The organism is Myxococcus sp. NMCA1, assembly GCF_026810205.1.
Taxonomy (GTDB): Bacteria; Myxococcota; Myxococcia; order Myxococcales; family Myxococcaceae; genus Myxococcus; species Myxococcus xanthus_A.
The window spans coordinates 3,831,393-3,856,117 of sequence record NZ_CP113950.1 but is presented as its reverse complement, the minus strand read 5'-3'; the positions used below and the strand labels follow the sequence as shown (position 1 = coordinate 3,856,117).

General features: G+C 70.1%; 23 protein-coding genes. 8 read left to right on the top strand and 15 right to left on the bottom strand.

The annotated features are described in order from the left end of the window. The first annotated feature begins 130 nt into the window (after positions 1 to 130). The 3 genes from OZ403_RS16535 to OZ403_RS16525 all read left to right on the top strand — a co-directional run bounded on the left by OZ403_RS16535 (position 131) and on the right by OZ403_RS16525 (position 2,647). Positions 131 to 1,042, top strand: coding sequence for a macrolide 2'-phosphotransferase (locus tag OZ403_RS16535; protein WP_268784583.1), 912 nt, complete (start codon positions 131 to 133; stop codon positions 1,040 to 1,042). 99 nt (positions 1,043 to 1,141) lie between these two features. Next, on the top strand, positions 1,142 to 1,666 hold the full coding sequence (locus tag OZ403_RS16530; RefSeq protein ID WP_268784582.1) for a cytochrome c-type biogenesis protein: 525 nt from the start codon (positions 1,142 to 1,144) through the stop codon (positions 1,664 to 1,666). A 12-nt stretch (positions 1,667 to 1,678) separates the two neighbouring features. Then, positions 1,679 to 2,647: a tetratricopeptide repeat protein gene (locus tag OZ403_RS16525; RefSeq protein WP_140854508.1), complete on the top strand. Its 969-nt coding sequence runs from the start codon at positions 1,679 to 1,681 to the stop codon at positions 2,645 to 2,647. 92 nt (positions 2,648 to 2,739) lie between these two features. On the opposite strand, the gene OZ403_RS16520 is transcribed toward OZ403_RS16525, so the two are convergent. From OZ403_RS16520 to OZ403_RS16480, 9 genes are all read right to left on the bottom strand, one after another. Next, positions 2,740 to 3,942: a GNAT family N-acetyltransferase gene (locus OZ403_RS16520; RefSeq protein WP_268784581.1), complete on the bottom strand. Its 1,203-nt coding sequence runs from the start codon at positions 3,940 to 3,942 to the stop codon at positions 2,740 to 2,742. Between the two features lie 52 nt (positions 3,943 to 3,994). Then, positions 3,995 to 5,164 carry a DegT/DnrJ/EryC1/StrS family aminotransferase gene (locus OZ403_RS16515; protein WP_140791041.1) on the bottom strand — a complete coding sequence of 390 codons (1,170 nt, stop codon included), beginning with the start codon at positions 5,162 to 5,164 and terminating at the stop codon, positions 3,995 to 3,997. Further along, on the bottom strand, positions 5,161 to 6,279 hold the full coding sequence (locus OZ403_RS16510) for a GNAT family N-acetyltransferase (protein ID WP_140791039.1): 1,119 nt from the start codon (positions 6,277 to 6,279) through the stop codon (positions 5,161 to 5,163). The genes OZ403_RS16515 and OZ403_RS16510 overlap by 4 nt, the downstream gene beginning before the upstream one ends. Positions 6,280 to 6,318: 39 nt before the next feature. Continuing rightward, positions 6,319 to 7,398: a gluconeogenesis factor YvcK family protein gene (locus OZ403_RS16505; protein ID WP_140791037.1), complete on the bottom strand. Its 1,080-nt coding sequence runs from the start codon at positions 7,396 to 7,398 to the stop codon at positions 6,319 to 6,321. Between the two features lie 93 nt (positions 7,399 to 7,491). Then, complete coding sequence (exoE, locus tag OZ403_RS16500) at positions 7,492 to 8,859, bottom strand: polyisoprenyl-phosphate hexose-1-phosphate transferase ExoE (protein WP_140798294.1); 1,368 nt, start codon at positions 8,857 to 8,859, stop codon at positions 7,492 to 7,494. Positions 8,860 to 8,952: 93 nt separating this feature from the next. After that, positions 8,953 to 9,690 (bottom strand): CpsD/CapB family tyrosine-protein kinase, encoded by a 738-nt coding sequence (locus tag OZ403_RS16495; RefSeq protein ID WP_013939805.1) that lies wholly within the window; start codon positions 9,688 to 9,690, stop codon positions 8,953 to 8,955. A 29-nt stretch (positions 9,691 to 9,719) separates the two neighbouring features. Then, positions 9,720 to 11,147: a GumC family protein gene (locus tag OZ403_RS16490; protein ID WP_140791031.1), complete on the bottom strand. Its 1,428-nt coding sequence runs from the start codon at positions 11,145 to 11,147 to the stop codon at positions 9,720 to 9,722. A gap of 14 nt (positions 11,148 to 11,161) precedes the next feature. Next, entirely contained in the window at positions 11,162 to 12,310 is a 1,149-nt protein-coding gene (locus OZ403_RS16485) for a hypothetical protein (RefSeq protein WP_174258793.1), read from the bottom strand. A gap of 65 nt (positions 12,311 to 12,375) precedes the next feature. Beyond that, complete coding sequence (locus OZ403_RS16480) at positions 12,376 to 12,948, bottom strand: polysaccharide biosynthesis/export family protein (RefSeq protein ID WP_140791021.1); 573 nt, start codon at positions 12,946 to 12,948, stop codon at positions 12,376 to 12,378. A gap of 373 nt (positions 12,949 to 13,321) precedes the next feature. On the opposite strand from OZ403_RS16480, the gene OZ403_RS16475 reads away from it, so the two are divergent. From OZ403_RS16475 to pheA, 5 genes are all read left to right on the top strand, one after another. Then, positions 13,322 to 13,519, top strand: a complete 198-nt coding sequence (locus tag OZ403_RS16475; RefSeq protein WP_237078328.1) for a hypothetical protein — start codon at positions 13,322 to 13,324, stop codon at positions 13,517 to 13,519. A gap of 92 nt (positions 13,520 to 13,611) precedes the next feature. Further along, entirely contained in the window at positions 13,612 to 14,040 is a 429-nt protein-coding gene (locus OZ403_RS16470; RefSeq protein ID WP_140791017.1) for an EVE domain-containing protein, read from the top strand. 48 nt (positions 14,041 to 14,088) lie between these two features. Beyond that, the gene (locus tag OZ403_RS16465; RefSeq protein ID WP_140791015.1) at positions 14,089 to 14,544 is read left to right on the top strand and encodes a GNAT family N-acetyltransferase; all 456 of its coding nucleotides are present in this window, start codon (positions 14,089 to 14,091) and stop codon (positions 14,542 to 14,544) included. After that, positions 14,544 to 15,683, top strand: coding sequence for a bifunctional chorismate mutase/prephenate dehydratase (locus OZ403_RS16460; protein ID WP_140791013.1), 1,140 nt, complete (start codon positions 14,544 to 14,546; stop codon positions 15,681 to 15,683). Before OZ403_RS16465 ends, OZ403_RS16460 begins: the two co-directional genes overlap by 1 nt. Continuing rightward, on the top strand, positions 15,676 to 16,497 hold the full coding sequence (pheA, locus tag OZ403_RS16455; protein ID WP_140791011.1) for a prephenate dehydratase: 822 nt from the start codon (positions 15,676 to 15,678) through the stop codon (positions 16,495 to 16,497). The genes OZ403_RS16460 and pheA overlap by 8 nt, the downstream gene beginning before the upstream one ends. Positions 16,498 to 16,504: 7 nt before the next feature. Here the strand turns inward: pheA and OZ403_RS16450 are convergent, their stop codons facing one another. From OZ403_RS16450 to OZ403_RS16425, 6 genes are all read right to left on the bottom strand, one after another. After that, a complete protein-coding gene (locus OZ403_RS16450) occupies positions 16,505 to 17,623 on the bottom strand; it encodes a 3-deoxy-7-phosphoheptulonate synthase (protein ID WP_140791009.1) in 1,119 nt (372 codons plus the stop codon). 159 nt (positions 17,624 to 17,782) lie between these two features. Next, positions 17,783 to 18,349 (bottom strand): tetratricopeptide repeat protein, encoded by a 567-nt coding sequence (locus OZ403_RS16445; protein ID WP_140791007.1) that lies wholly within the window; start codon positions 18,347 to 18,349, stop codon positions 17,783 to 17,785. Between the two features lie 136 nt (positions 18,350 to 18,485). Beyond that, positions 18,486 to 20,735: a caspase family protein gene (locus tag OZ403_RS16440; protein WP_268784580.1), complete on the bottom strand. Its 2,250-nt coding sequence runs from the start codon at positions 20,733 to 20,735 to the stop codon at positions 18,486 to 18,488. Beyond that, the gene (locus OZ403_RS16435) at positions 20,735 to 21,544 is read right to left on the bottom strand and encodes an ActD protein (RefSeq protein ID WP_140874925.1); all 810 of its coding nucleotides are present in this window, start codon (positions 21,542 to 21,544) and stop codon (positions 20,735 to 20,737) included. The genes OZ403_RS16440 and OZ403_RS16435 overlap by 1 nt, the downstream gene beginning before the upstream one ends. Before the next feature lie 113 nt (positions 21,545 to 21,657). Next, on the bottom strand, positions 21,658 to 22,971 hold the full coding sequence (locus OZ403_RS16430) for a GNAT family N-acetyltransferase (RefSeq protein ID WP_268784579.1): 1,314 nt from the start codon (positions 22,969 to 22,971) through the stop codon (positions 21,658 to 21,660). A gap of 53 nt (positions 22,972 to 23,024) precedes the next feature. After that, a complete protein-coding gene (locus OZ403_RS16425) occupies positions 23,025 to 24,686 on the bottom strand; it encodes a sigma-54-dependent transcriptional regulator (protein ID WP_140790998.1) in 1,662 nt (553 codons plus the stop codon). Between the last annotated feature and the right edge of the window lie 39 nt (positions 24,687 to 24,725).

The following is a 24,725-nucleotide window of genomic DNA, read 5'->3' as shown; positions in this document are numbered from 1 at the left end:
TGCCCCGGCCGGGTCGGGGCGCCTCACCCATGGCCCGCCGGAGCCCGTCTCCCCGGCGACCGTGGTCCCCCCGAAGCCGTGGCCCGCGCTGCCGGCGTGATGACCGTGCAGGCCCGAAAGGACGCCCTGGATGCCCTCCGCCCCGAACGATGCCCCCCAGATTGTCGAGCTCGCCGGCCACCACGGACTGAAGCTCAAACCCGACACCCTGTCGGTCAACGAGGCCGGACTGGACTATCGCGTCGTGATGGCGCGCGACCTCGAAGACACCCAGTGGGTCCTCCGCATCCCCCGGCGTGAAGACGTCTCCGCGAAGCTCCCGGACGAGAAGAAGATTCTCGACTTCGTCGGTCCCCGGCTCGGCGTGGCGGTGCCCAGGTGGCATGTCGCCCACCGGGACCTCATCGCCTATCCGGCGCTGCCGGGCAGGCCCGGGCTGACGTTGGACCCCGCCTCGGGCGAGCCCGTGTGGCACTTCGACCGCGAGTCCCCCGTCTATGCCCGTCAGTTCGGCCAGCTCCTGGCCCGGATGCATGCCATCGACGTCGAGGATGCCCGGCGAGCGGGCCTCATCGTCGAGACGCCCGACCAGGTCCGCGCCAACTGGGCCTCCGACATCGCCCGCATCAATCAGGCCTTCGACGTGGCGCCCGCCCTCCTCCAGCGTTGGGAACGCTGGCTGGGCGACGACTCCTACTGGCCCCGCTTCGTCGTGCTGACGCACGGGGAGATGTACCCCGCCCATGTCCTGCTGGCGCCGGACGACACCATTACCGGCGTCCTCGATTGGACAACCGCGAAGGTAGGAGACCCGGCGCGCGACTTCGTCTTCCAGAAGATGCTCGGCGTGGACGCCGTGTTCGAGGCCACCGTGGACGCCTATGTGAAGGCGGGCGGACAGGTCCCAGACCGCCTGGGCGACCACTGTGAGGAACTGCTCGCGGCTTCACCCGCCGGCTACGCCCTCTTCGCGTTGACCACCGGCCTGCCAGAGCACCGGGCGGCCGCCCAGGCGCAGTTGAACCCCGAAGCGGCCATGTAGGCACAGCAGGCCGGGCGGCGGGCCGGGCCCCCGCCGCTCAGGTTTCACTGTCCAATCACGGCCTGGGGCGCTAGGTAGGGACGGCTCGATGGAGCTTCGATGACCGCTGCCCTCCTGACCCTGTCCCTCGCCTTCACGCTCGTCACCGGCCAGTTCGCGCCCCAGCAGGCGGGAAGCGACCCGCTCGCGCCGGAGCTGGAGGCGCGTGCCCAGACGCTGGGCAAGCAGCTCCGGTGCGCCGTGTGCCAGGGATTGTCCGTGGCGGACAGCCCGTCCTCCATGGCGCGCGCCCAGCTCGACATGATTCGCGAGCTCGTCTCCGAGGGGAAGAGCGACGCCGAAATCGTCGAGTACTTCGTCGCCCGCTACGGTGAGTGGGTGCTGCTGTCCCCCCGCGCGGAAGGCTTCAACTGGTTCGTGTGGCTGGGCCCGGTGGGGCTCGTCGCCGTGGGCGCCTTCGTCATCTGGCGGCAGCTCCAGCGCGGCGCGGCTCCCCCGGAGCAGACCTCGCCCGCGGCCAAGACTTCAGAAGAAACGGCGGCCCCGGCCGCGCCCGCTGGAACGCCTCCGGCGGATGAAGAAGACCCGTACCTCCAGGCCGTGCGCCGGGAGCTCGAGCGCTAGGAGCGCCAGGCCATGCAGCCGCAGACGACGAATTGGTTGCCCGGAATCATCGTGCTCGCCGTCACCTTCGTGTTGGCGGCGGGCTGGATCCTCTTGCAGCGCCGCAAGGGCTCCCTGGCGTCGGCCGAGCCCCGCGACGGCGTGCTCGATGACCTGACCCAGCGCGCGCAGTCCCTCATCGACCAGCTCCGCGCGCTGGAAGCGGAGAAGCACAACCAGAGCGCCGAGCAGTATGCCGCCGAGAAGTCCCGCCTGGAGCGCGAGGCCGCCGCGGCGCTGCGCGCGAAGGACGAGCACCTCAAGCGCAAGGCCTCCGGCGAGGGCGTCCGCGCCCGTCCCCAGGCTCCGGCCCCCACCGGGTGGGCGTCTCGCAATCCGCAGCTGGTGGGCGCGCTGTGGGGCGCGGGCATCGTGGTGTTCTTTGGTGGGCTGGGCTACCTGCTCGTCTCCGAGCAGCAGACGCGCACCGACGGCATGGAGGCCACTGGCCGCATGCCCCCGGGCGGCGCCGCCGCGCAGCAGCAGGGCGCGGGCATGGACGAGCAGATGCAGGAAGGCCCGGAGATGCAGGAGGCTCGCGCGCGGCTGAACGCCAACGCCGGAGATGTGGACGCGGCGGCGCTGCTGAGCCACGAGCTCATCCGCCGTCAGCAGTTCGACGAGGCGGTGAAGGTCACCGCGAAGGGCCTGGCGGCGGACCCCTTCAACGTCGAGCTGAAGGTCCACCGCGGCGTGCTGCGCGCCACTCAGGGCGACATGGCCGGCGCCGAGGCGGAGCTGACTGAGCTGGTGGACACCTGGCCGGACGCGCAGGAGGCGCTCATCTTCCTGGGCAGCCTCGCCCTGCGCCGCGGCGACAAGGCCGCCGCGCTGGCCCACTTCGAGCGCTTCTCCGTGGAAGTGCCGCGCAACATGCAGCCGCCGCAGCTCGGCCCCGCGATTGCCCAACTTCGCGCGGAGGTCGCTGGCGGCATGCCCTGACGCCCAGCCCCCCGCTCTCACCGGCAAGCGCCCGCGGCGCCGCCCCAACCACCTGGAGTGGTCGAGGCAGGCGCCGCTGGCGTTTTCGACGCTCAGTGCACCGCGGCCCGCCGACGGCGGAAGCGCCGCACCTTCTCCACCAACGTGTCCGGCATCGCCGCCTTGGCGCCGTTGCGCAGCAGGCGCGCCAGGGATTCGGACTGGGAGAACCAGCGCCCCTCCCACGTCCCGGCATGGACGCGCACGGACAGCGTGCGCCGCTGCTTGGACACCCAGTCGGATTTGTACGTTTCGGTGCCGCGGAGGAAGTCGTACTCCTTGAGGCCGGCCTCCATCGCGTCGCGGAACGTCTCGCCCACCAGCACCAGGCCCACGCTGCGATTGCGCCACGCCGGGTCATAACCGGACTGGAAGTACACGAAGGTGTCGCGGTGGAGGATGCCGTACACCGACGCCACAGCCAGGCCGCCCACCTTCATCGTGTAGAGGCGCAGCCGTCCCCGCTCCGCCAGGAACTGCGTGGCATCGCGGTGGAAAGCCTCCACGCCCGAGCCCTTGATGCCCTGTGAGCCCCCATCCGCGGCCCACCGCGCCGAGTGCAGGCGGAAGAAGTCCGTCAGCGGCGCCGCCAGCTCGCCCGGGACGTCCGTGCGCTCGATGCGGTAGCCCTCCTGCTTCTCCAGCCACTTGCGCCGCCGCAGGAAGTTGTCGCGGCGTCCCGTGCGTTTGAGGAACGCGTCGAAGGGCTCGTCCGGCGGCAGCGTGTCATACGGACACACGTAGCGCGGCGCCACGCGGACGTCCTGCCTGGTGAAGGTCTCCCGGAGCACGTCCACGGTGGGCGAGTCCTCGCGCAGGTCCGACAAGTCCAACACGTCCCATTCGTCGCGCAGCGCGTGCAGCATCCGCGCGAAGGCGCCCGCCACCTCGCGCTCACGGCCCCGCCGCGCCACGACGTCCAGGTAGTCACTGCCAACGTGTGTCTCCCCCAGGAAGCTCAGCCGCCGCACCGGCACGCCGGTGACGCCCAGGTACTCGACGCCCAGCGGCATCAGACCCACCAGCGTGCCCGCCGCGTCGCGCGCGGTCAGCACCAGCGGGCGCCGGCCCGTGGCGATGCGCCGGCACCACGGGTACACCCACTCCCAGGCGTTGAAGGGCCCCGCGTCGCTCGCGTCCATCAGCGTGGCCCATTCCTCCCGCATCCCCGCAAGGGTGGAGAGGCTGCCCACGGCGCCTACCTCCAACGGGTGCGCGGCCCACGATCCTTGCGACAGCTCATCCTCCCGAATCAACACCCGTCCTCCCGGAGGGGCAGCCGCCCCTCCCCTGTGCCCCGAATGAACTTCACCCCGCGCGCTTCTTCGACCGATGGTCCGACTTCACAGCCTCGCGCACCGCCTGCGCCACGTCCGCCATGACCTCCGGCGTCAGGTCCTGGTGGCACGGAATCTCCACGATGGAGCGACGAAGCTGCGCCACCTCCGGGAAGGCCGATGCGTCACAGGCCGGGTGGAAGCGCTTCCAGAAGTCGATGGCGTCGATTCCCTTCGCGCGCAGCCGCGCCAGCACCTCCGCCTTGTCCTGCACCACCAGCGGGTAGAACAGCGGGCACGCGCCCGGCGGCAGCTGGTTGAACAGCGGCGCGGAGATGTCGCGCAGCCGGCCCAGCAGGAAGAAGTAGTTGCGGCGCCGCTGCTCGACGATGGATTCCAGGTCCTGGGCCAGGGCAATCCGCTTCGTCAGCGGGCTCATGCCCAGGTCCACGTGCTTGCGGTCGAAGTGCTGCGTCCCCGTGGCCACGCGCTCGATGCTGGCCGCCTTCACGGTGCCATGCCCCAGCGTGCGCACGGCGCCGCGCAGGGCCCGGCCGGCCAGGCCGCCGCGCAGCTCCAGGTTCTGCAGCAGCGCGGACACCGTGTGGCTGAAGGTGGACACGGACGGCGGCGCGGGCGGCTCCGGCAGGCTGTACTGGCGCGGGCCGTTGACGACCAGCGCGCCCCCATTGGGAACCGGAAGCGTCTTGTAGAGGCAGAAAATGCTCACGTCTCCCGTCGACCCCAGGGGCACCGCGCCGTCGGAGGACAGCAGCGACAGCGCGCAGTCCTCGATGAGGATGAGGCCGTGCTGGTCCGCCAGCTTGCGCATCTCCGCGACGGGGCCCGGGAAGCCCGCGTAGTGCGTCAGGTACAAGGCCCGCGTCTTCGGGCCGATGCGCCGGGCCACGTCGTCCAGGTCCACGTCCCAGCGGCTGCCCACGCGGTAGAAGCGCGGCGTGGAGCCGGCGTCCACCAAGGCCTCCACCTCCACGCCGTGGTGGTAGGCGGGCATCAACACCTCCCCCGAATCCAACCCCAGCATCTTCACCGTCAGCCAGATGGCGTTGCGGGCGAAGTAGAAGTAGCGGACGTTGGGCGAGGAGAACGGCGGCAGCGCGCCGGGCTTCGGCCGAGACAGCAGCATGTGCGGCCACAGCGTGGGCAGTGACGGCACGAACAGCCGGCCAGAGTGCTTCATCGTCTCCATCGCGACACCACCTCTTTCACCGCGGGCCCCCACCGGAACTTGGCCGCACACAGCGCCTGGCCGAAGGGGGAGTCATTGAACACGTAGAGCCAGGTGTGGCGCCGGACCTCGTTCGTCCAGTCGCGCTTCCACACCATGTCCGGCCCCAGGAAGTCGAACTCGTGCAGGCCCCGGTCGATGCAGGTCGCGATGACCTCATCCACCAGGAGCTGGCCCGGGCTGCACTCACGCAGGGTTTCGTCGTAGCCGGGCTTCAGCAGGAAGTAGCGCCCGCCGTATTCCAGGCCGTATTGGAAGGCCACCGGCCGGCCGTCCAGCCGCAGGAAGTACAGCGCCAGCCGCTGGCGGTAGGCTGAGTCCCGCGCCAGCTCCGTGTAGAAGCCGCGCGTGCGCGCATCCTGCGCCATGGCCGTACCCCGCGCGCCCTTCCAGCCGCTCTGCTCCAGCAGGAAGCCTTCCTCCAGCGTGCCCTCCAGGCCAAGCCCACTGTCCACCCGCTCGAAGGTGAGCTGGCCCTTCTCCTCCAGCTTACGGCGGCGGCGACGGCAGTTGGCCTTGAACTTGGACTGCAGTGTCTTCTGGAAGGCGTCGCGGGTCGCCGGCAGCGGCACGTAGGGCGAGCGCAGGGACTCCCATTCGCCCACGGGCAGGCCGGACTCGCGCGCCGCCGCGTGCAGCCGGCAGGCGGCCCCACTGTCGGGGACGTCCGTGAGCCGCAGCACATCCCAGCCACCGGCCGAGCGCAGGTGGGACACGAAGGCCGCCGCGGCGACCTCCGGTTCCCTCGCCACCAGGTCGAACCGGCAGGAGTGGGCGTTGGCCGCCGCGGACAGCTGCCGCACCGGCACCCCCAGCAGCGTCGTGCGCTCCTCCCACAGCGGGAGCACCGCGCCGAGGCTCCCGTCCGTGTCCCGCAGCGTCAGCACGCGCGGATTCACACCGGGTACGAAGTTGTCCATCCAGATACGGATGAACTCATGTCGGAAGAACAGCTCGTTGGAGGTGGCCTCCACGAGCGCGTTCCACTCGGACTCCAGGGCCATGAAGGCCGCGCGTCCCGTGACTTCGGTGACGCGCGGCGATGCAGAAAGGTCTCTTGCTTCCATGAGGTGTCGGGCGCCCAAGGTGGTGATGGAGGTTCGCGGCTACAACCCGCTGCGGGCCATCTTCAGCAGGCAGGCGGCGACCTTGCGGCTGTCGTGTCGGATCCTGGACCCTGCCTTGAGGAGGTCCGCCTGCACCGGCACCACGCCCGCGCCAATCAAGTCCCGCGGGTTGGCCGACACCACGAACGAGCCGCGCCGCGCATAGCGCCGGGTCGCCTCTTCCGTGGGCAGCGTGCCGTTGACGAGCACCGCGTCCAGCACCGGCCCCACATGGTCCGTGACGGCCTGCACGTGGTCCAGGCAGGACATGCCGTCCGTCTCACCCGGCTGCGTCATCAGGTTGGCCACCATGACCTTCAGCGCGCGCGTCTCCTTGAGCGCCTGGGCCACGCCGTCCACCAGCAGGTTGGGCAGCACGCTCGAGTACAGCGAGCCCGGACCGATGGCGATGAGGTCCGCCGTGTAGATGGCCTCCATCAGTCCCTCGGTGGGCGGTGGCGAGCGGGGGCTCAGCGTGACGCGGCGCACCCGGCCGTGCGCGCGGCAGATGTTGCGCTCCCCCACCACCTCCGTGTCGTCATGCATCTGCGCCACCAACTGCACGGACGCCAGCGTGGACGGCAGCACGTGGCCCCGGGCGCCCAGCAGCTCCCCGGACATGCGCACCGCCTCCATGAAGTCCCCCTTCAGCTCCGCGAGCGCGGCGATGAGCAGGTTGCCCACCGCGTGGCCCGCCAGGCCGCGCGCCCCGCCGAAGCGGAACTGGAAGACGTCCTTGAGCGCGTTCTTTCCACCCGCAAGCGCCACCAGGCAGTTGCGGATGTCGCCCGGAGGCAGCGCGCCATGTTGGCGCCGCAAACGGCCCGAGCTGCCGCCGTCGTCACTCATGGCCACCACCGCGGTGATGTCGATGCCGGGCTCCCGGGCCTTCGGTGTCGCGCGCCGGGCCAGGCCGCGCAGCACCATGGGCAACCCCGTGCCTCCGCCGATGGCGACGATGCGCGTCGGCCGGTCCACCTGCCCCTGAAGCACCTCGTTGCCCTGGCGCTCCAACTCCAGCCTGCGGCGGGCCTCCGCCCACTCCGCGGGCAGCGGCGCTTCCATGTCCATTCCCACCATGACGCTAACCCCCATCCACGACGCCCCAGCCCGCCTCCCCAGGCGAGCCCACCTCCCGGCCTGCCTCAGCGGAGGCCGGGAAAGCGAAATGCCCTACCGCGCCCCACGACCGAGAAGCACATGCCTCACGGTGTGGAAGATGATTCCCACATCCAGGAACAGCGAACCGTTCTTCACGTAGTACAGGTCGAACTCCAGCTTGTTCCGCGCATCCTCCACCGACGCGCCGTAGGGGTAGCGAATCTGAGCCCACCCCGTCAGGCCTGGCTTGACGGCCTCCCGCAGACCGTAGAACGGAATCTGCTGCTTCAACTGCTCGACGAACACTGGCCTCTCGGGGCGGGGCCCCACGAAACTCATGTCTCCCGTCAGGATGTTGAAGACCTGGGGAATCTCGTCGATGCGCGTGCGGCGGATGAAGCGGCCCACCCGCGTGACACGGTCATCGTTCGCCTTCGCCCACACCGCGCCATGCTTCTCCGCGTCCGTGCGCATGCTGCGGAACTTCCACAGGTGATACGTGCTCCCGAACAGCCCGGTCCTTTCCTGCCGGTAGAAGATGGGTCCCTTCGAATCCAGCTTGATGGCCACCACGACCAGCAACAGGAAGGGCGCGGACAGCATTAGCAGGAGGGATGCCACCGCGATGTCGAAGCCCCGCTTCAGCGTGCGGCGCAGCGGGGACACGGTGAGCTCGTCCGCGAAGGCGAAGTCGCTCGCCCTCAGGAACTGCACCGGTATCCGGCGCAGCACCCGCTCGCAGAAGCCCGTGGCCTCATACACCCGCCGGCCCTGGAGCCGGCAGCGCAGCAGGCCGTCCACCCAGTTGGCCCCGCGCATGTCATCCGCGGCCTGCACGACAAAAGCCGCGTTCAGCCGGGCCGCCGTCTGCTCCAGCGCCTCGCCCGAGGTGCGAGGGTCCGTCAGGCCCACGATGCGGTAGGTGCCCTCCCCGCCCGCATCAATCGCGCTGGCCACCGCGCGCGCCTTGGGCCCTTCGCCCACGAGGAGCACCGAGTGCGGCGCTCCCACCAGGGCGCGGATGGACACCCGCACCATCAACGTCCCGGCCAGGGCGCCCATGGCCCCGCCCAGCAGCGTGCCCGGCGGAAGCTGCATCGGCACGACCAGCGGGGTGACGAGCATGACGCCGCCCGCCACCATCGCCGTGACACCCGCGGCCTTGAGGAACCGGTATCCCCGCACCCGGTCCTCCGCGGCCACACGGAGGTCATACAAGTCCAACAGGTACAGCGTGAACTGGAAGGTGATGACGAACGCCGCGCCCAGCCACAGCAGCGTGGGCCACAGCTGCGACAGCGGCGTGTGTGTCCCATCAGGCGCGAAGAGTGCCGCGCAGGCCGCCGCGCCCATCACGCAGGCCAACGCGATTGCCGAACTCTCGGCGAGGAAGAACGTCAGTTTCTTTGCAGAGAAATAGTGGTGAAAAACGCGGAGCACGTGCCCCTCCAACCTACCCGCCCGACCCTCTTCCACCTCCGGCCCCGCCCCCTGTCACCAGGAGGCGGGAACCGAAACCAAAGCCACCCGCCGCTACTTCTTCTCGTAGTTCTTCAGGTACGGCGCCGAGTGGACCTCCGCGCCATTCAGCACGCACCCGACGATGGGCGCGCCGCCCAGGCTCTCCACCGCCTGGTGCACCGCCTTGCCCGACGTCACGTTGGCGCGGATGACCATCAGCACGCCGTCCGCCTGGTGGCCCAGGATGGCCGCGTCCGCGAAAGGCAGCGTGGGCGGCAGGTCGATGTAGACCTCGTCGAAGCCCTCACGCACCGCCTTGAGGAACTGCTTCATCCGGCCGCTCGCCAGCACCTGCGCGGTGTCCTCGGGCGTGACGCCCGCGGGGATGAGGGCCAGGCGCGTGGAGTTGAACCGCCGCACCACGTCCCGCACCTCACAGTCCCCCGCCAGCAGCTCCGCCAGGCCCGTCTTGTTGCGCATGCCCAGCGTGGCCGCCACGCCGCCCCGGCGCAGGTCCGCATCCACCAGCAGGATGCGGCGCTCCGGGTTCGCCCGGGCCGCGGCGAGCGCCAGGTTGACGCTCGTCACCGTCTTGCCTTCCCCCGGCATCGCCGAGGTGAGCGCGACGACCTTCATCGGCCGCAGGTCCCGCATCCGCTCGAGCCTGTAGTAAAGACTACGGTATTGCTCCGCCGCGGCCGATGCCGGCGCCGTCAGCGTCACCACCCGGCGGTCCACCGCGTTGCCACCCGTCGGGTTGTCGTCCACTCGGGGGAGGAAGTTGCCCGCCCGCTCCATCGTCTGATCCATGTCCGTCCTCCGTCCTTTTCCGGCGAGACTCAGTTCAACGACGTGGGGTTAGACACGCTGTTTCGAGCCCCCGAAGCCGGCATCAGAATCCGCCGCTCCGTCTTGCCCTGCATTTCCGGGACCACCGCGAGCACTGGCAGCGTCAGGCGCTGGCGAACCTCGGTGCCATCGCGCAGGCTGTCGTCACGCATCTCCAGCACCGCCCCCGTCAGCACACCCAGGCCCAGGGCCAGGAGGAAGACGATGAGCATGCCCGCCATGCGATCCGGCCGGGCCGGGGCCGCCGGCACGCCCGCCGGGGAGATGACGTTGAACAGGCTCTTGGCGCTCTTGGCCTCCAGCTCCTGCGCAATCTCCGCCTCCACCTTGCGGCTCACCACGCTCTGGTACTTGGTGCGCGCGATTTCGTAGTCGCGGTTCATCACCGCCAGCTCGTGCGCCCAACGCGGGGTGTTGTTCAGCCGGCCCTGGTACGCCTCGGCCTGCTTCTGGAGGTCCTGAATCTCCTGCTGGATGTTGCCAATCAGCGTGGCCACTCGGGTGCGCTCGGCGCGCTCGGCCCACAGCCGCCCTTCGGCCTCCTTGCGGCGAGTCGACATGCCGTCCAGCTCCGTTTGCAGGCGCTTCACCTCCGGGTGGTCCTCCGTCCAGGTGGTGCGCGCGTTGACCAGGGAGCGGGTGAGCCCGTTCTCCGCGGCCTCGAGCCTGCCGGCCTCGCTGTCCACGGCGTTGCGAGCGCGGGCCAGGTCGGAGCGGCGGCCCTCGGCGACACGCAGCTCCTCGGACTTCGTCTGGAGCTGGTGCGACACGCGCTCCAGGCCGCGCATGTTCATCTCCATCTGCTCGGGCAGCTCGCCCAGGTGGTCCACCTTGAACTGGGAGATCTTGCCCTCCCAGGCGCTGACCGCCTTGCCCAGCTGCACCATCTCCTCGTTGAAGAGGTCGGTGGCGCGAGCCGCCTGCGCCTGGCGAATCTTCAGCGTCTCATCGGAGAAGATGGTCGGCAGGCGGTTGGCGACCTGCGACGCCACTTGCGGGTCGCGGTTGGCGTAGGTGAGTTCGAAGGCCGTCTCACCCTCCACGCGCACCGTGAGGTCCTTGCGCATCTGCGTGACCGCGGACTCCATGCCCTTCTCCGAAACGATGTCCGGATAGAGGTTCATCTCCTCGATGGCCTTCTGGAGCACCGGACGCGCCAGCAGCTCCTGTCGAACGGTGAGCAGCCGCTGCTCGATGATTTCGCTCACCGTGCGCTGCACCATCTCCTCACCCGGCCGCTGCGGCTCCACGCGGACCACCACTGAAGCCTCGTACATGCTCGGCCGGGTCATCACGATGGCTGCGCCCACCAAGAAGACCGCTGCTGCGATGGCACCGACCAGGGCCTTGCGCCGCCACAGGGCACCCAGAAGCTGGTCTGCCGTCATCCCTCGCTCCATGTTCCGCTCCTCCTCCATCCCACGCGCTGTAGCTACCAAGGCGTCACCACCAAACGGACGGCGAACACATTGCGCGTCAGGTCCACCGCGCTCGCCGAATCCGCCAGCCCGACCTGAGCGATCCGATCCACCGCACCCTGCGCCGACAGGCGCCGGTCAATGCGGTACTCCACACCACCACTCACCGCGTAGCCCTGCGACACCCGCGGCGCTCCTCTGAACACGGCCCAATCCAGCGACGGGGCCTGCCCGTTGCGGAAGAAGCTGGCCGCGCCAAAAAGTGAGAACTTCTGGGTGAACCGGCGCGCCAACATCACCGACGCGTAGTCCGCCCACAGCGCGTTGGTGAAACCGTTCGCGCCCACCAGGTCGTGTCCCGTCGACACGCCCACGTCGAACATCTCCCCTTCGCGCTGCAGCTCCACGTTCACTCGCGGAACCCAACCACCCTGCTGGCCCACCGGCGCCAGGTACCGCACGGGGCCCGCCCGGACGGTGAAGGTGGTAGGCCGCGTCAGCCGATACCGCAACCCCAGCGCCGCGCCGTGCGACTGGGTCAGCGTCCCCTCATAGAGGAAGCCCTGGTACCGGTACTCCAGGCCCAGGCTGAGCCGGCGCGTGGCGCGGTACCAGCCTTCGATGGAGGGCGTGTGCGCGTACCCCGCGCGCTGCCCCACGTCGATGATGCGCACCGCCTCGAAGCGGTAGCCCGCGCGCACGTCCAGCCGCTCCGCCACGCGGTTCGTCACGCCCAGCGTCGCCTGCGTGAAGAACGTGGGCTGTGTGGAGCGCGCCAGGCCGTCACGCGGCAGCGAGCTGGGGTCCGTGACACGGAACACCTGGATCGCCGTGTCCAGCCGCAGGCGACGCGTCATCTGGTGCCGGGCCGCCAGCCCGCCCCGGTGGTCCAGCGTCGTCCTGCCCGACCCATGCCGCATCAGCAGGTCGGCCGCGTAGAAGCTGTCCAGCGTGAGCCGCGCGTCCTTCGCCTCCAGTCCCAGCCGCGGCGTCAGCTTCGTCATCAACTGGCCGGTGCCGTCACCACCGCCCAGTCGCAGGTCGTCGTCGAACCGCTCCTCGGCCGTCAGCCGAAGCCGGGGTTCCCACACCGTCGCGGCCTGCGTGGCAGGCGCACCGAACATGAGGCCCGCGAGTAGCCACTTCTTCCAGTTACCCTTCACCGTCGCCCTCCGTCCCGCACGCCAACCACCGCCCATGTCCACGACGCCCACTGCGTCATCACCCTTCACGGAACGACGACGGTGTCACCCGGCCGGAGCATGACCTCGTGTCCGCCATCCGGAGAGATGAGGTCGCTGTAGCGCACCGGAATCTGGCCGCCCTTGCTGTCGGTGCGGATGACCACGATGCCGTCCGAGTTGGCGAAGTCCGTGAAGCCACCCGCCAGCGCGATGGCCTGCAGCAGCGACACGCGGCCGCGCAGCGGATAGGCGCCCGGGTGGGCCACCTCGCCGGTGACGAACACGCGGCTGCTGTTCACCTCGCGGACAATCACCGTCACGCGCGGATCCTGCACGTACGGCTGGAAGGCCTCCTTCAGGGATTCGGCCAGCTCCGTGGGCGTCTTGCCCGCGGCGTGGACCTCGCCCACCATGGGCATGGAGATGTAGCCATCCGGACGAACCGGCAGCGTCCGGGACAGCTCCGCGTCACGCCACACCGCGATGTCCAGCACGTCCTCGCGGCCAATCCGGTAGGGCTGCTCCGTGTTGTCCACCTTCACCTGCGACTGGTGCGCGCAGCCCCCCAGGAGCATCACGCCCAACACCGTCCAGAACCCCGCGCTCGTCTTGCCCATCGTCAGCTCTCCCTCAAAAGCGTGTGTCGCGCTCCCGGCCCTACCGCGGCCGGACGTTGCTTCCGGCGGCGATGCCTTAGCAGCGCGTGTGCCACGTACTGGAGGGAGGGAAAGCCCTTGGATAGCAGTGGGTTACGAAGTGCCCTCCTGGGAGACCCCATGGGGTTCAGGAAATTTTTCCGGCATCGTACCCGCGTCGCACCCGGTGCTTTCTTCAGGCATTGCGCTGAACAGGGAACGACTTTTCCCTCCGCGGCCCCTCCCGCTTCCCATTTCCCGGGGCTGGCGGCTGGCACGCGTATTGGATTGAGGTTCGCGCGAGGCAATGAAGTCCACAACGCGTGATGAGTTCGCGAGAACGGGGGATGGTCGGATGAGGAAGGCGGCTGGGGCGGTAGCGGCGTCGTTCGCGATGGGCACGGGAGCCATGACCCTGATGGGTGTGGCCTTCGCAACGCAGATGGAGGCCGCGGTGGTCGCGGTGGTGGGCCTGGCGTTGTACGCGAGCAGCGCGCTGCTCACGAACAAGGCGCCGGCGACGCCGGCCACCAGCGTCGCGAAGCAGGCGTAGTCCGGATGTGATGAAAGAGGCCGGGTGCCCACGCGTGGCGCCGGCCTCTTTCATTTGGCGCGCACGGTTTCGGACAAATAAGGTGCGCCACCATGGCCAAGCCACAGTACTGGCTCATCAAGAGCGAGCCCTCCGTCTACGCCTACGCCCAACTGGAGAAGGACGGGAAGACGGAGTGGACCGGCGTGCGCAACTTCGAGGCGCGCAACAACATCCGGGCGATGAAGCCCGGGGACCTCTGCCTCTACTACCACTCCAACGAGGACAAGGCCGTGGTGGGCGTGGCCCAGGTGCTCACGCCGCCGGGACCGGACTCCACCGTTCCCGATGAGAACTGGGCCGCCACCTTCATGGGGCCCGTCGTCGCCTTCACGCAGCCGGTGGACCTGGCCACCATCAAGGCCACCGCCGCACTGAAGGATTTTCCGCTCGTCACCCGCGGCCGGCTGAGCGTGGCTCCCGTCACCGCCACGCACTTCAAGCAGGTGTTGAAGATGGGGAAGACAGTACTACCGAAGTAGTACGGTGACGCTGGTGGGGCGCCACCCCCGAAGGCATACTCCGGCGCCGTGAGTCCCACTGACATCCGCAAGATTCCGGCTCAGGAGACGCGCGGCCTCCGCCACGCCATCCTCCGTCCCAACCAGCCTCCGGAGATGGCCGTCTACCCCGGAGATGACGACGGGGACACGCTCCACCTGGGCGTCTATACGGAGGGCCGCCTGGTGGGCGTGGCCTCTCTATATCGGGAGCCGCCGCCGGACGCGCTGCGCGCCACCACGGCCTGGCGTCTGCGAGGCATGGCGGTGGACGCCACCCTGCGTGGGCACGGCCATGGCGCCGCCCTCCTGAAGGCCTGCATGGAGCATGCGGCGCGGCAGGGCGGTTCCCAGGTGTGGTGCAACGCGCGGATGACGGCCTCCGGGTTCTACCGCGCGCAGGGCTTCGCGCAGCGAGGCGAGCCCTTCGACCTGCCCGGCATCGGCCCGCACCACCTCATGTGGCGCAACCTTGGAACCTCGTGATGACCACCCTCCCCGACCTCGACCTCATCCGGACCTCCATCGAGCGCATCGACGAGGAAATCCTCGATGCCCTCCGCCGCCGCATGGCGCTGGCGGACGACGTGGCCCGGGCGAAGCTGGCCGCCGCCGCGCCCTTCCGAGACCAGCGCCGCGAGGACCTGCTCCTGCGCCGCATCCGCACCCGCGCCGCGGAGCACGGCCTGGACCCGCACGAGGTGGAGCGCATCTGGCGGCTCTTCATCGACATGTCCGTGGCCCGGCAGCACGAGCTCGTCACCCGCCTGGACACCACGCCCCTGCGCGTGGCCTACCCTGGCGTGGAGGGCTCCTACAGCCACCTGGCCGCGCGCCGCCGCTACGGGCACCGCACGGGCGGCGTGCTGCTGTCCGGTTTCGACCATGCGAGAGAGGCCGTGGAGGCGCTCCGCCGCGGTGAGCAGGACCTGGTGCTGCTGCCCATCGAGAACACCACCGCGGGCAGCATGAACGAGACGTATGACCTGCTCGCCGAGGGCGGCGTGGTCATCACCGCGGAGCTGGTCAGCCAGGTGGACCACCGCCTGCTGGGACTGCCGGGCGCGAAGCTGGAAGGACTGCGGGAGGTGCTGTCCCATCCGCAGGCGCTGGCGCAGTGCGAGACGTTCCTCCGGGAGAAGGTGCCCTGGGCCCGCGCGGTACCGGACGTGGACACCGGCGGCGCGGCGCAGAAGGTCCGTGAGCGCAACGACGCGTCGGTGGCGGCCATCGCCAGCGAGACGGCGGCGCAGCGCTTCGGCCTGGAGGTGCTCGCGGGCGATTTGCAGCCGGCCTTCGACTACACACGCTTCGTGGAGGTGGGCCGCGAGGCTACGCCCCTGTCGCCCGGCGTGCCGTGCAAGACGTCCCTGCTGGTGGTGCTGGAGCACAAGCCCGGCACGCTGGGAGAGATGCTCCAGCGGCTCACCCTGCGCGGCGTGAATCTGAGCAAGCTGGAGTCGCGCCCCATCCCGGGACAGCCGTGGCAGTACCGCTTCTACCTGGACGTGGAGGGCCACGCCGCCTCCGCGGCGGTGACGGCGGCGCTGGACGACATCCGTCCGCTCACCTCGTCGCTGCGCGTGCTGGGGACGTATGCGCGCGCGGAGGCGCCTCATGCCTGAGTCGCCGCGGCGCATCGCCTTCCAGGGCGAGCCTGGCGCCTATGGAGAAGAGGCCCTGCGAGCGCTGCATGGCGCCGACGTGGAGGCTGTCCCCTGCCTCACCTTCCGCGCCGTCTTCGAGGCCGTGGCAGAAGGCCGCGTGCACGGCGGCGTGGTGCCGGTGGAGAGCTCGCTGGGCGGGCCGGTGGCGGAGACGGTGGACCTGCTGCTGGAGCATGACGTGCCGGTGACGGGCGAGCTGTCCCTGCGCATCCGCCACTGCCTGCTGGCCCCACCAGGGCTGGCACTGGACGACGTCCAGCAGGCCCTCTCCCACCCGCAGGCCCTGGCGCAGTGCGCGGGCTACCTGCGCCGGCGGGGCATCACACCGATGCCGGAGACGAACACCGCCATCGCCGCGCGGAAGGTGGCGGAGGAGAAGCCTCCGCACACGGCCGCCATCGCCAGCCGCATGTCCGCGGGCCTGTACGGACTGGCCGTGCTGGAGGAAGGCGTGGAGGACTCGCCGGACAACTTCACGCGCTTCATCGCCCTGGGGCCCGCGCCCGAGCGGACGTGGACGCGGCGGAAGACGGCGCTGGCCTTCACCGTGGAGAACGGGCCGGGCGCGCTGTACCGCGTGATGAGCGCCTTCTCCTCGCGCGGCCTCAACGTCGCGAGGCTGGAGTCCCGGCCACAGCGCCGCGCCTGGGAGTACGTGTGGTGCCTGGACGTGGACGGCGCGCTGGAGGACCCGCGGGTGCGCGAGGCGGTGGCCGCGGCCCAGGCCGCCTGCATCACCCTGCGGGTGCTCGGAAGCTACGGCGTGGTGTGAGGCGCGCTCAGGCGCTGGTCGCCTGGAGCCCGTCACCGTGCTGCACGGCCGTCTCGTACGCGGTGCGCACCAACTGGACGTAGCGCTGCAGCGCGGAGAGCTGCTCCATGCGCAGGGCCTGGGGGCCGTCGCACAGGGCGGCCTCCGGATGCGGGTGGAAGTCCACCAGCACCATGGACGCGCCCGCGATGATGCCCTGGCCAATGGCGTGGAAGACGTCCGGCAGCCCGTCCGGCGGCGGCGCGGCCTGGCCAATGGCGTGCGACGGATCCACGCACACCGGCAGGCGCGTCAGCCGGCGCACCACGGGCACGTGGGCGAAGTCCACCATGTTGCGGTGCGGGTCACCCAGGTGCGTCTTCACGCCGCGGAGGCAGAAGATGATTTTCGGGTTGCCCTCGCTCGCCACGTACTCACACGCGTTGAGCGACTCCTCCAGGGTGATGCCCATGCCTCGCTTGAAGAGCACCGGGAAGACGCGCTGCTGGCCAATGCTCTTGAGCAGCTCGAAGTTCTGCGCGTTGCGCGTGCCCACCTGGAGCATGACGCCCGTGGCATTGCCGGAGCGCTCCAGCGCGTCGCGAATCTCGTCGATGTGACGCGGGTGCGTCACCTCCATCGCGATGACCTTGATGCCGTGCTTGCCCGCCGACTCGAACACCCAGGGCAGGCAGGCGGCGCCCAGGCCCTGGAACTCGTAGGGGTTGGTGCGGGGCTTGTAGGCGCCCATGCGCGTGGTGCGGATGCCGCAGCGAGCAAGCGCCGCCATCATCGTGTCCACATTCTCCGGGTTGTCCACGGCACACAGGCCGGCGAACACATTCACGGAGCGCTCGTCGAAGTTGATGCCGTTGTACTCGAAGCCCGCGGACGTCCGCTGGCCCTTGTGCCGGCCGATGACGCGGTACTTCTGTGACACGCGCACCACCTGCCGCACGCCGGGAATCTGCTCGAAGGGCTCCACGGGCACCTGCGCGGTGGAACCCAGCAGGTAGACCTCCGTAATCGTGTACTCGGAGCCCCCGATGACGTGCGTCCGAGGCGTCACTCCCTTGTACTGGGAAGCAACCTGGAGGACGGCGGACACCACGGACTCCGGCGAGTCCGGCTCGAGCATGACAATCATCTTCGGTTCTCCCGGGCGGCGCTGTCGGACTTTACGCGAATTGCGTGAAGTATGGCGGAAAAAGGCCGCGTCACATGTAACACTTCGAACCGCTTTGCCGCGTCCGGACTTGAAACCGGAGTGGGGATTCGTGTCGTCCAGGCCCCGGCGGGCCGCCTGCTAGGCCGGCACGGGGCGGAGCCGGGTGGCGAGCTGGGCGTAGTGGTCTCTCTGAGCAGTGTCGCCCAGGTGCTCCCACACGTCGGCCAGGGCCCGGGCGCATTCGGCGGAGCCGGGAGACAGCGTCAGCGCCAGTTCGAAGACGTGGCGTGCCTGGCGGTAGCGGGCCTTGTCCGGGCGGCGGGAGCCCCGCGTCAGCAGCGAATTGCCCAGGTTGTAGATTTGAACGGCGGCGGACTCGCGGTAGCCCGGCGTGGGGTTGAGCTGCATGGCGCGCTGGAGCAGCTGCGCGGCGGCCTCCGGCTCCCCCAGCTCCAACTGGCAGAGGGCGGCGTCGCGGTGGGCCTCGGCCTCGGTGGGGTCCACTTCGATGGCGCGCTCGAAGCAGCGCAGCGCCTCCTCGAAGCGCTCCAGCGTGGCCAGCGAGGCCCCCTTCCCCGTGAGCGCGGGGACGTGCTTGGGGTCCACTGCGAGCACCTTGTCGAACGCGAGGATGGCCGCCTCGTGATTGCCCGCCATGGACAGGCTCACGCCGTCATTGAAGGCCGCGAACAGCAACTTGGACATCTCTCCCCCAGCGAATGGGTGACACCGGCCACGCTCCCGGGCCGGAGGGTCAGCCTGTCACCGGGGAAGTCCCCATGGAAAGACGTCATTGCCGGGCGCGCTTTCGTATCGCTGATGGGAGCCATTGGCCCCTGCGTCAGATGCGCAGGCCCACCTGTACACCGGGCCACAGGAGCACGCCCCCCGCGTCCAGGTTCGACAGACGGCTCAGGTTCGCCACGGGCTCACCGTTGGAGTCGTGCAACACGTTGAGCGTGGGCCCGCCGATGATGGCCAGGTTCCGCGCCACCTGGAACCCCGCCACCAACCGGAGCTGGTGCAGGCGGCGGTTGCCTTCGAAGGACACGTTCCAGTCGTAGAGGGTGTTCGACACCGCGTCCACGTCCAGGAAGAAGCGCTCGGAGATTGGGATGTGCGCGCCGAGCCCCAGTCCCAGCGACCAGTGGCTGGGGCCACGCGCGCCCTCCATGGTGCCCATGCCCAACACGAGCGTCGTGTAGAGGTAGCGGCTGCCCACCTTGATGGCGGTGTTGGCGTAGTTGAAGTCATTACCGAAGGCCTCGACGTGGAATTGGCCGTTGCGCGCGATGCTCACCAGGCCCACCGGAACACCGGAATCCAGCTCCCGCGACACGTTCACGAGCCCGAGCTGGAGGCCGCTCATCCGCCCCGCCACGTTGACGATCCCCACCTGCGCGCCCTTCACGTCACCGCCCACATTGACGAGGGACAGCTGCGCGCCCCGGGCCTCCGCCGCCCAGTTCAGGCCCACGGCCACCTGGAGGCCCGTCATCCGGTCCCGCGTTTGGTTGAACGCCACCGCGCCCTGCACACCGTCGACGCTCCCCGCCGTCCAGTTGCCGCCCACGGCCAGCTGCGCTCCCACCAGCGACGTGCCGGACACGTTGGCGCCCACCGCGAGCTGCCCGAGCGAGCCGCTGGTCCGCGCCACATTGAGCCCGATCGCCGCCTGGATGCCCTCCGCCTTTCCGTGCGTCCAGTTGCCGCCCACGGCCAGCTGCGTGCCCGACATGTCGCCCCGCACCACGTTGGCGCCCAGGGCCAGTTGCAGCCCATCCACCTTGTCCGTGGCCACGTTCGCGCCCAGGGCCATCGCCACGCCGTCCAGCCGCGCCATGCGGGACACGCCCATGGACAGGGAGACGTGGTTGTCCACGGGCACGCCGGAAGTCATGAGGTCATTCGTCTGGAGGCCGGGGAACAGGCCCACGTTGACGAAGCGCGACCGGCGACCGCTGCTCGCCGCCGCGACCTCCGACACGCCAGCGCCCGCGGAGAGTGTCTCAGGCAGGGGCCCACCGCCGCGCATGGCCGTCAGCTCCCCCTGCACCGCACGGAAGGCGGAGGCCGCCAGCACCGTACGGCCGCCCTCCCCCAGTTCGAACTCCGCCTGCGAAGTCTGGTCCAGCACCTTGCGCATCACCGAGTAACGGCCCTTCTGCAACCCCAGCTCGGTGGTGCGGCCCGCGTACTTCTTCAGCTCCACCACCAGGCGTCCCTGGGAATCACGGACGTAGAGCCGCCCATCCACCAGGTCCCCCAGGACGAGCACCGCAGCGGTGGAGCGCAGGTCCGTCATCACCAGGTCGCCCGTTCCCGCCAGCTCGATGTCATACGCGGGGTGCTGCGCCCCGGCCCGCGTCTCCTCCGTGCGGGCCAGCGTCTCGTGGAAGGCGAACTGGTAGGCCTCGTGCAGCGTCACCCGGCCGTCCCCGGAGACATCCGCCGCGCCGCGCAGGCCGGACACCAGGTTGTGGGTGAAGAACGAGCCGCCGATGCGGTCGGACTCCTGGGACACCTCGTCCTCGGAAGACGACGTGAGGATGGCATGGCCTCGCACCGCGGAGGACGCATCCACCATGAAGGCTGGACGCCGCACTCCGCCCTTCTGGCGGGCCAGCGTGCCGGACGCGCACGAATCCAGGATGGCAATGCGCACGTCGGCGGGAAGCGACTCCAGCGCCTTGCGCAGCTCGCGGTAGCCGAAGCGGTCCTTCTGGAGGAGCAACCCCTGCTCGTCGGAGTGGCCCGAATAGTAGATGAGCGCCTCGATGCGCGTGCCCGGCGTGGTCGCCGCCGCCAGCATCGCCTTGAAGCGAACCAGGGCGGACTCCAGCGCCGCGCGGTCGCTCTCCATCAGCAGCAGCTTGTCCTGCGGCTGCACCCCTCCGAGCTCCTCCAGCACGTCGCCGAACGAGCGCGCATCCGTGACGGCGTACCGGAGCCGGGCACGTCCCTCGCCCCCGTCGTTGACGCCCACCAGCAGCGCGAAGCGGCGCACCGACGCCTGCGGCGCCGAGGACGCGGGAGCCGCGGCGGCCAGGGCGGGCACGAGCAGGAGCGAAAACAGGAGGGACCGCGTCATCACCGCACCTTTTCCAACGTGAAGGACGTCTGGCCCAGGGTATCCGGAAGTGGCAGCGGCAGGGTGCGCGCGTCGGTGGGCTGCCGAGCAAGCGCGCGCGCCGCCTCCAGGACCGACGCCACCTCCAAGGGTGCATCGGACGTGACGAAGAGGAAGCGCTCGAAGTCCGGTGCGTCATCGAGCTCGTAGGCATGGGCCAGCGGCACCGCCTCGCCAGGGCCCAGCTCCGTGCTTCCCGACAGCGTCGAGGGATGGTGCAGCGTCACGGCGCCACGCCCATCCACCGACACCACGACACCATGGCGGCTTCCACCCGACACGTAGCTGAGTTGCAGGACGTCACCGCGGCGCGCCCAGGCCTGTTCACCGAGCAACTCCGGCTCGCCCGCGCCCTGGCGGTGGACCCGCAGGCGCGGCCCACCCTTGATGCGCACGGTATCCAGCATCACGATGAGCGGCACCGGTGACTCGGGCGGCTCCGGCTGCTCCTCCGGCGCGGACATGAAGAGCAGCGCCAGCGAGGCGGCCACGGGGACGCTGAGTGACAGCCCATGCCACCCCTGCGAGTTGTCGCGCCGCGCTGTCTCCGTGCGGACCTGGGACTCGCGCTCGCGCCGGGCCACCTCGGCGGCGACTTCGGCGGGCGGATGACGCGCCAGCGTCTGGCGGGAGTCCGCTTCCAGCCGGGCCAGCCTCGCGGCGCCACCGGGCTCACGCTCGAGCCGGGCTCGCGCGGCCGACAGCGCCTCTGGCGGCAGCTCGCGCAGGATGATTCGCTCCAGAAGCCAGTCAGGGGTGCCAGGGGCCATGCGCAGTGCGTCTCCAGCGCGGCGAAAAGCCCTCGGTTCCCGTGTCCTGCCGCCTCCGGCCTCGCGCGTCTCCTGGAACACCGGCCCCTCAAGAATCTGTCACCCGCCTCGGCTCACAGGGAGAGGACCATCAACTCCTCGTCGAGGAACGTCTCCCCCACCTTCAGCGCGTTGGGCTCCACGCCATAGGTCCGGAACCCCAGCGAGCGGTACAGCGCGTGCGCGGGCGCGTTCCCCACCGAGACTGCGAGCAGCAGGCACTTGAGGCCGCCCATCTTCCGCGCCTCGTCGATGAGCGCGGTCAGCAGCCGCCGGCCCACGCCCCGCGAGCGGACCTCCGGCGCCACGTACATGCCCCACACCACTGCCTTGTGCGCCAGCCGGGCCCGGGACTCGCGCTTCAGCCCCAGCGCGCCCACGAGCTGCCCACCGTCAAAGGCGCCCAGGACACACTGGGACGCCCCCACCAGCCAGCCGCGCACGGCCTCCAGGGACAGCGCCGAATCCTCCTCCACCGAGGCCGCGAAGGACTCCGGGTTGTCCCGCAGCCCCCGCAGCCGCAGCGCCTTGAACGCCTCCGCGTCCTCCGCCACCAGCCTGCGGATGACGAGCTGCGTCGGTCCGGCGCCGTGGCCCTCCGCCTTCAGGAGCGCCGTGTACCCCGAGATGAAGTCCGGGTAGCGCGGTGCCCAGCCCAACGACTTCAGGCGCGCGTTGGAGATGTCGCGGTCGCCTCTCACTGTCTCGTTGAGCTGCTCCAGGGGAATGCGGGGCGGCATCGGCACGCCCAGGCGCTGGCTGAGCCAGGCCACCGGCTCCTCGGTGGGCGCGGAGCGGTCATCCGCGACGCAGTACAAAGCGCCGGGCTCGCCGCGCGTCAGCACCACGCGAATGGACTCCACCAGGTCATCGACGTAGATGCGGGAGATGCGTCCGCCGCCACCTTCGGGCAGCCGGAGCGCCCCCGACAGCAGGCGCGTGTGAATGCCGCGCCCGGGCCCGTAGATGCCGGCGATGCGCATCACCATGGCGCCCAGCGGCAGGTAGCGCGACTCCGCCTCGATGCGCTCGCGCGACGACGGCGTGGACAACTCCACCGGGGTGTCCTCGTCCACGTGGCCCCGCGCGCGGCCATAGACGCCGGTGGAGGACAGGTAGACGAGCCGCGCTGGAACCTGGCCGGCCAGCGCCGAGGCGATGCGCGTGTCCAACCCCGCGTCGGGCGGCACCGAGACGACGACGTGAGCCCCCGCTGTGCGAGTCAGCGCGTCTTCCAGGTCGGTGACGCGGGCCCCGGCGCGCTCAAGTTCGGCGCGGCGCACGGCGTCGCGAGTGGCCGCCAGCACGTCGCGCCCGGCGCGGGCCTCCGCCACGGCGAGCCGCGTGAGCGTGTACCCAGACCCCAGAAGGACGAGAGGAGGCGTCATGTCCCCGCGATAGCGAGACCGCGGGGACAGTGCAAGCGACGGTTACGGCTCGCCTACAGCTCAGCGCTCGCGCGCGGGTCGATGATGCCGCACTCCTTGATTTTGTAGAGGAGCGCCTTGTAGCTGATGCGCAGCTTGGTGGCCGCGCGCCGCTTGTTCCACGCGGTGCGTTGGAGCATGGCGAGAATCGCCTCGCGCTCGGCCAGCATCGCGGCCCGCTTGCCGATGTCCTTCAGCGACAGCTCACCGGTGGGCGCGGGCGGCGGCGGCGGCTGCGGCACGTCGAAGGGATTGACGTAGCGCGGCGCGGGCACCACCGCGTTCGCGGACTCCATCACCATGGGCGCGTGCGCGGGCGGAGCCAGTGGCGCGACGGACGCCAGCCCGAAGGCGGCGCCGCGCGACGGCATCTCCAGCACCTGCACGGCGGGCGGCGGCGTGCGGAAGCCCTCGTCGTGCGCGCGGCCGAAGGGGCCACCGTCGTCACCCGCGTAGGACGTGGGCAGGGACGGCGCGCTCGCGGGTGCGCGGACCGCGGCCCGGAGCTCGTCGAGCACCAGCGTCGGGTCCTTCAGCACGCACAGCCGGCGGACCATGTTCTCCAGCTCGCGCACGTTGCCCGGCCAGTCGTAGTCCGCGAAGGCGTGCAGCACCTCCGTGGGCAGCTCGGACACGCCGCTGAGGTAGCCGCGGCCGTACTTCTTGAGGAAGTGGTCCGTCAGCGGCACCACGTCCTCGCGGCGCTCGCGCAGCGCCGGCAGGCGGATGGCCACCACGTTGAGGCGATAGAAGAGGTCCTCGCGGAAGTTGCCCAGCGCGATTTCCTTCTCCAGGTCGCGGTTGGTGGCCACGACGACGCGGCTGTCCACGCGCACGCTCTTCTTGCCACCGACGCGGAAGAACTCCTCGTCCTGGAGCACCTGGAGCAGTTTGGCCTGGAGCCGGATGGCCATTTCGCCAATCTCGTCCAGGAAGATGGTGCCCTGGTCGGCCAGCTCGAACTTGCCCGGCTTCTCGGCGGTGGCGCCGGTGAAGGCGCCGCGCTCGTGGCCGAACAGCTCGCTCTCCAGCAGCTCGCCGGGCAGCGCCGCGCAGTTCACCTTGATGAACGGACGGTTGCGCCGCTGGCTGCGCGCGTGAATCTCCCGCGCGATGACCTCCTTGCCCGTGCCGGACTCCCCCAGCAGCAGCACGGGGACGTCCGTGTCGGCGATGCGCTCCACCAGCGCACGCGCGCGGCGCATGGCCGGCGAGGTGGAGATGAGGACGCGCTGCTCCTGCGCCGAATCCACCACCGGCATCACCGTGCGTGAGGGCAGGACGGGCGCCACGGCCTGACGCTCCGGCGCCCGCGTCCCCAGGGCCCGGGCCAGCGCGTCCTGGAGCTCGTCGTTGCCGAACGGCTTGGCCAGGTAGTCGCTGGCGCCCATCTTCATCGCCCGAACGGCGTCGTCCGCCCCCGCCAGCGCGCTGAGCACGATGACGGGCGCGCCGCCGCCCATGGACTGGTAACGGCGCAGCACTTCCAGGCCGCTCATCTCCGGCATCACCACGTCCAGCAACACCGCGTCGAAGGAGCCCCCTGAGAGCATCTCCAGCGCCTGGGCGCCACTCGCGGCACAGCGCACCTGGTACCCCGCACTTCCGAGCAGCTCGGACAGAAACGTGCGCACCGCCTCTTCGTCATCCACCACCAGCACCGCGATCCGGTCCATCCCCTCGCCTCCACTCGCCCGCTGCATCGAAGTCCTACC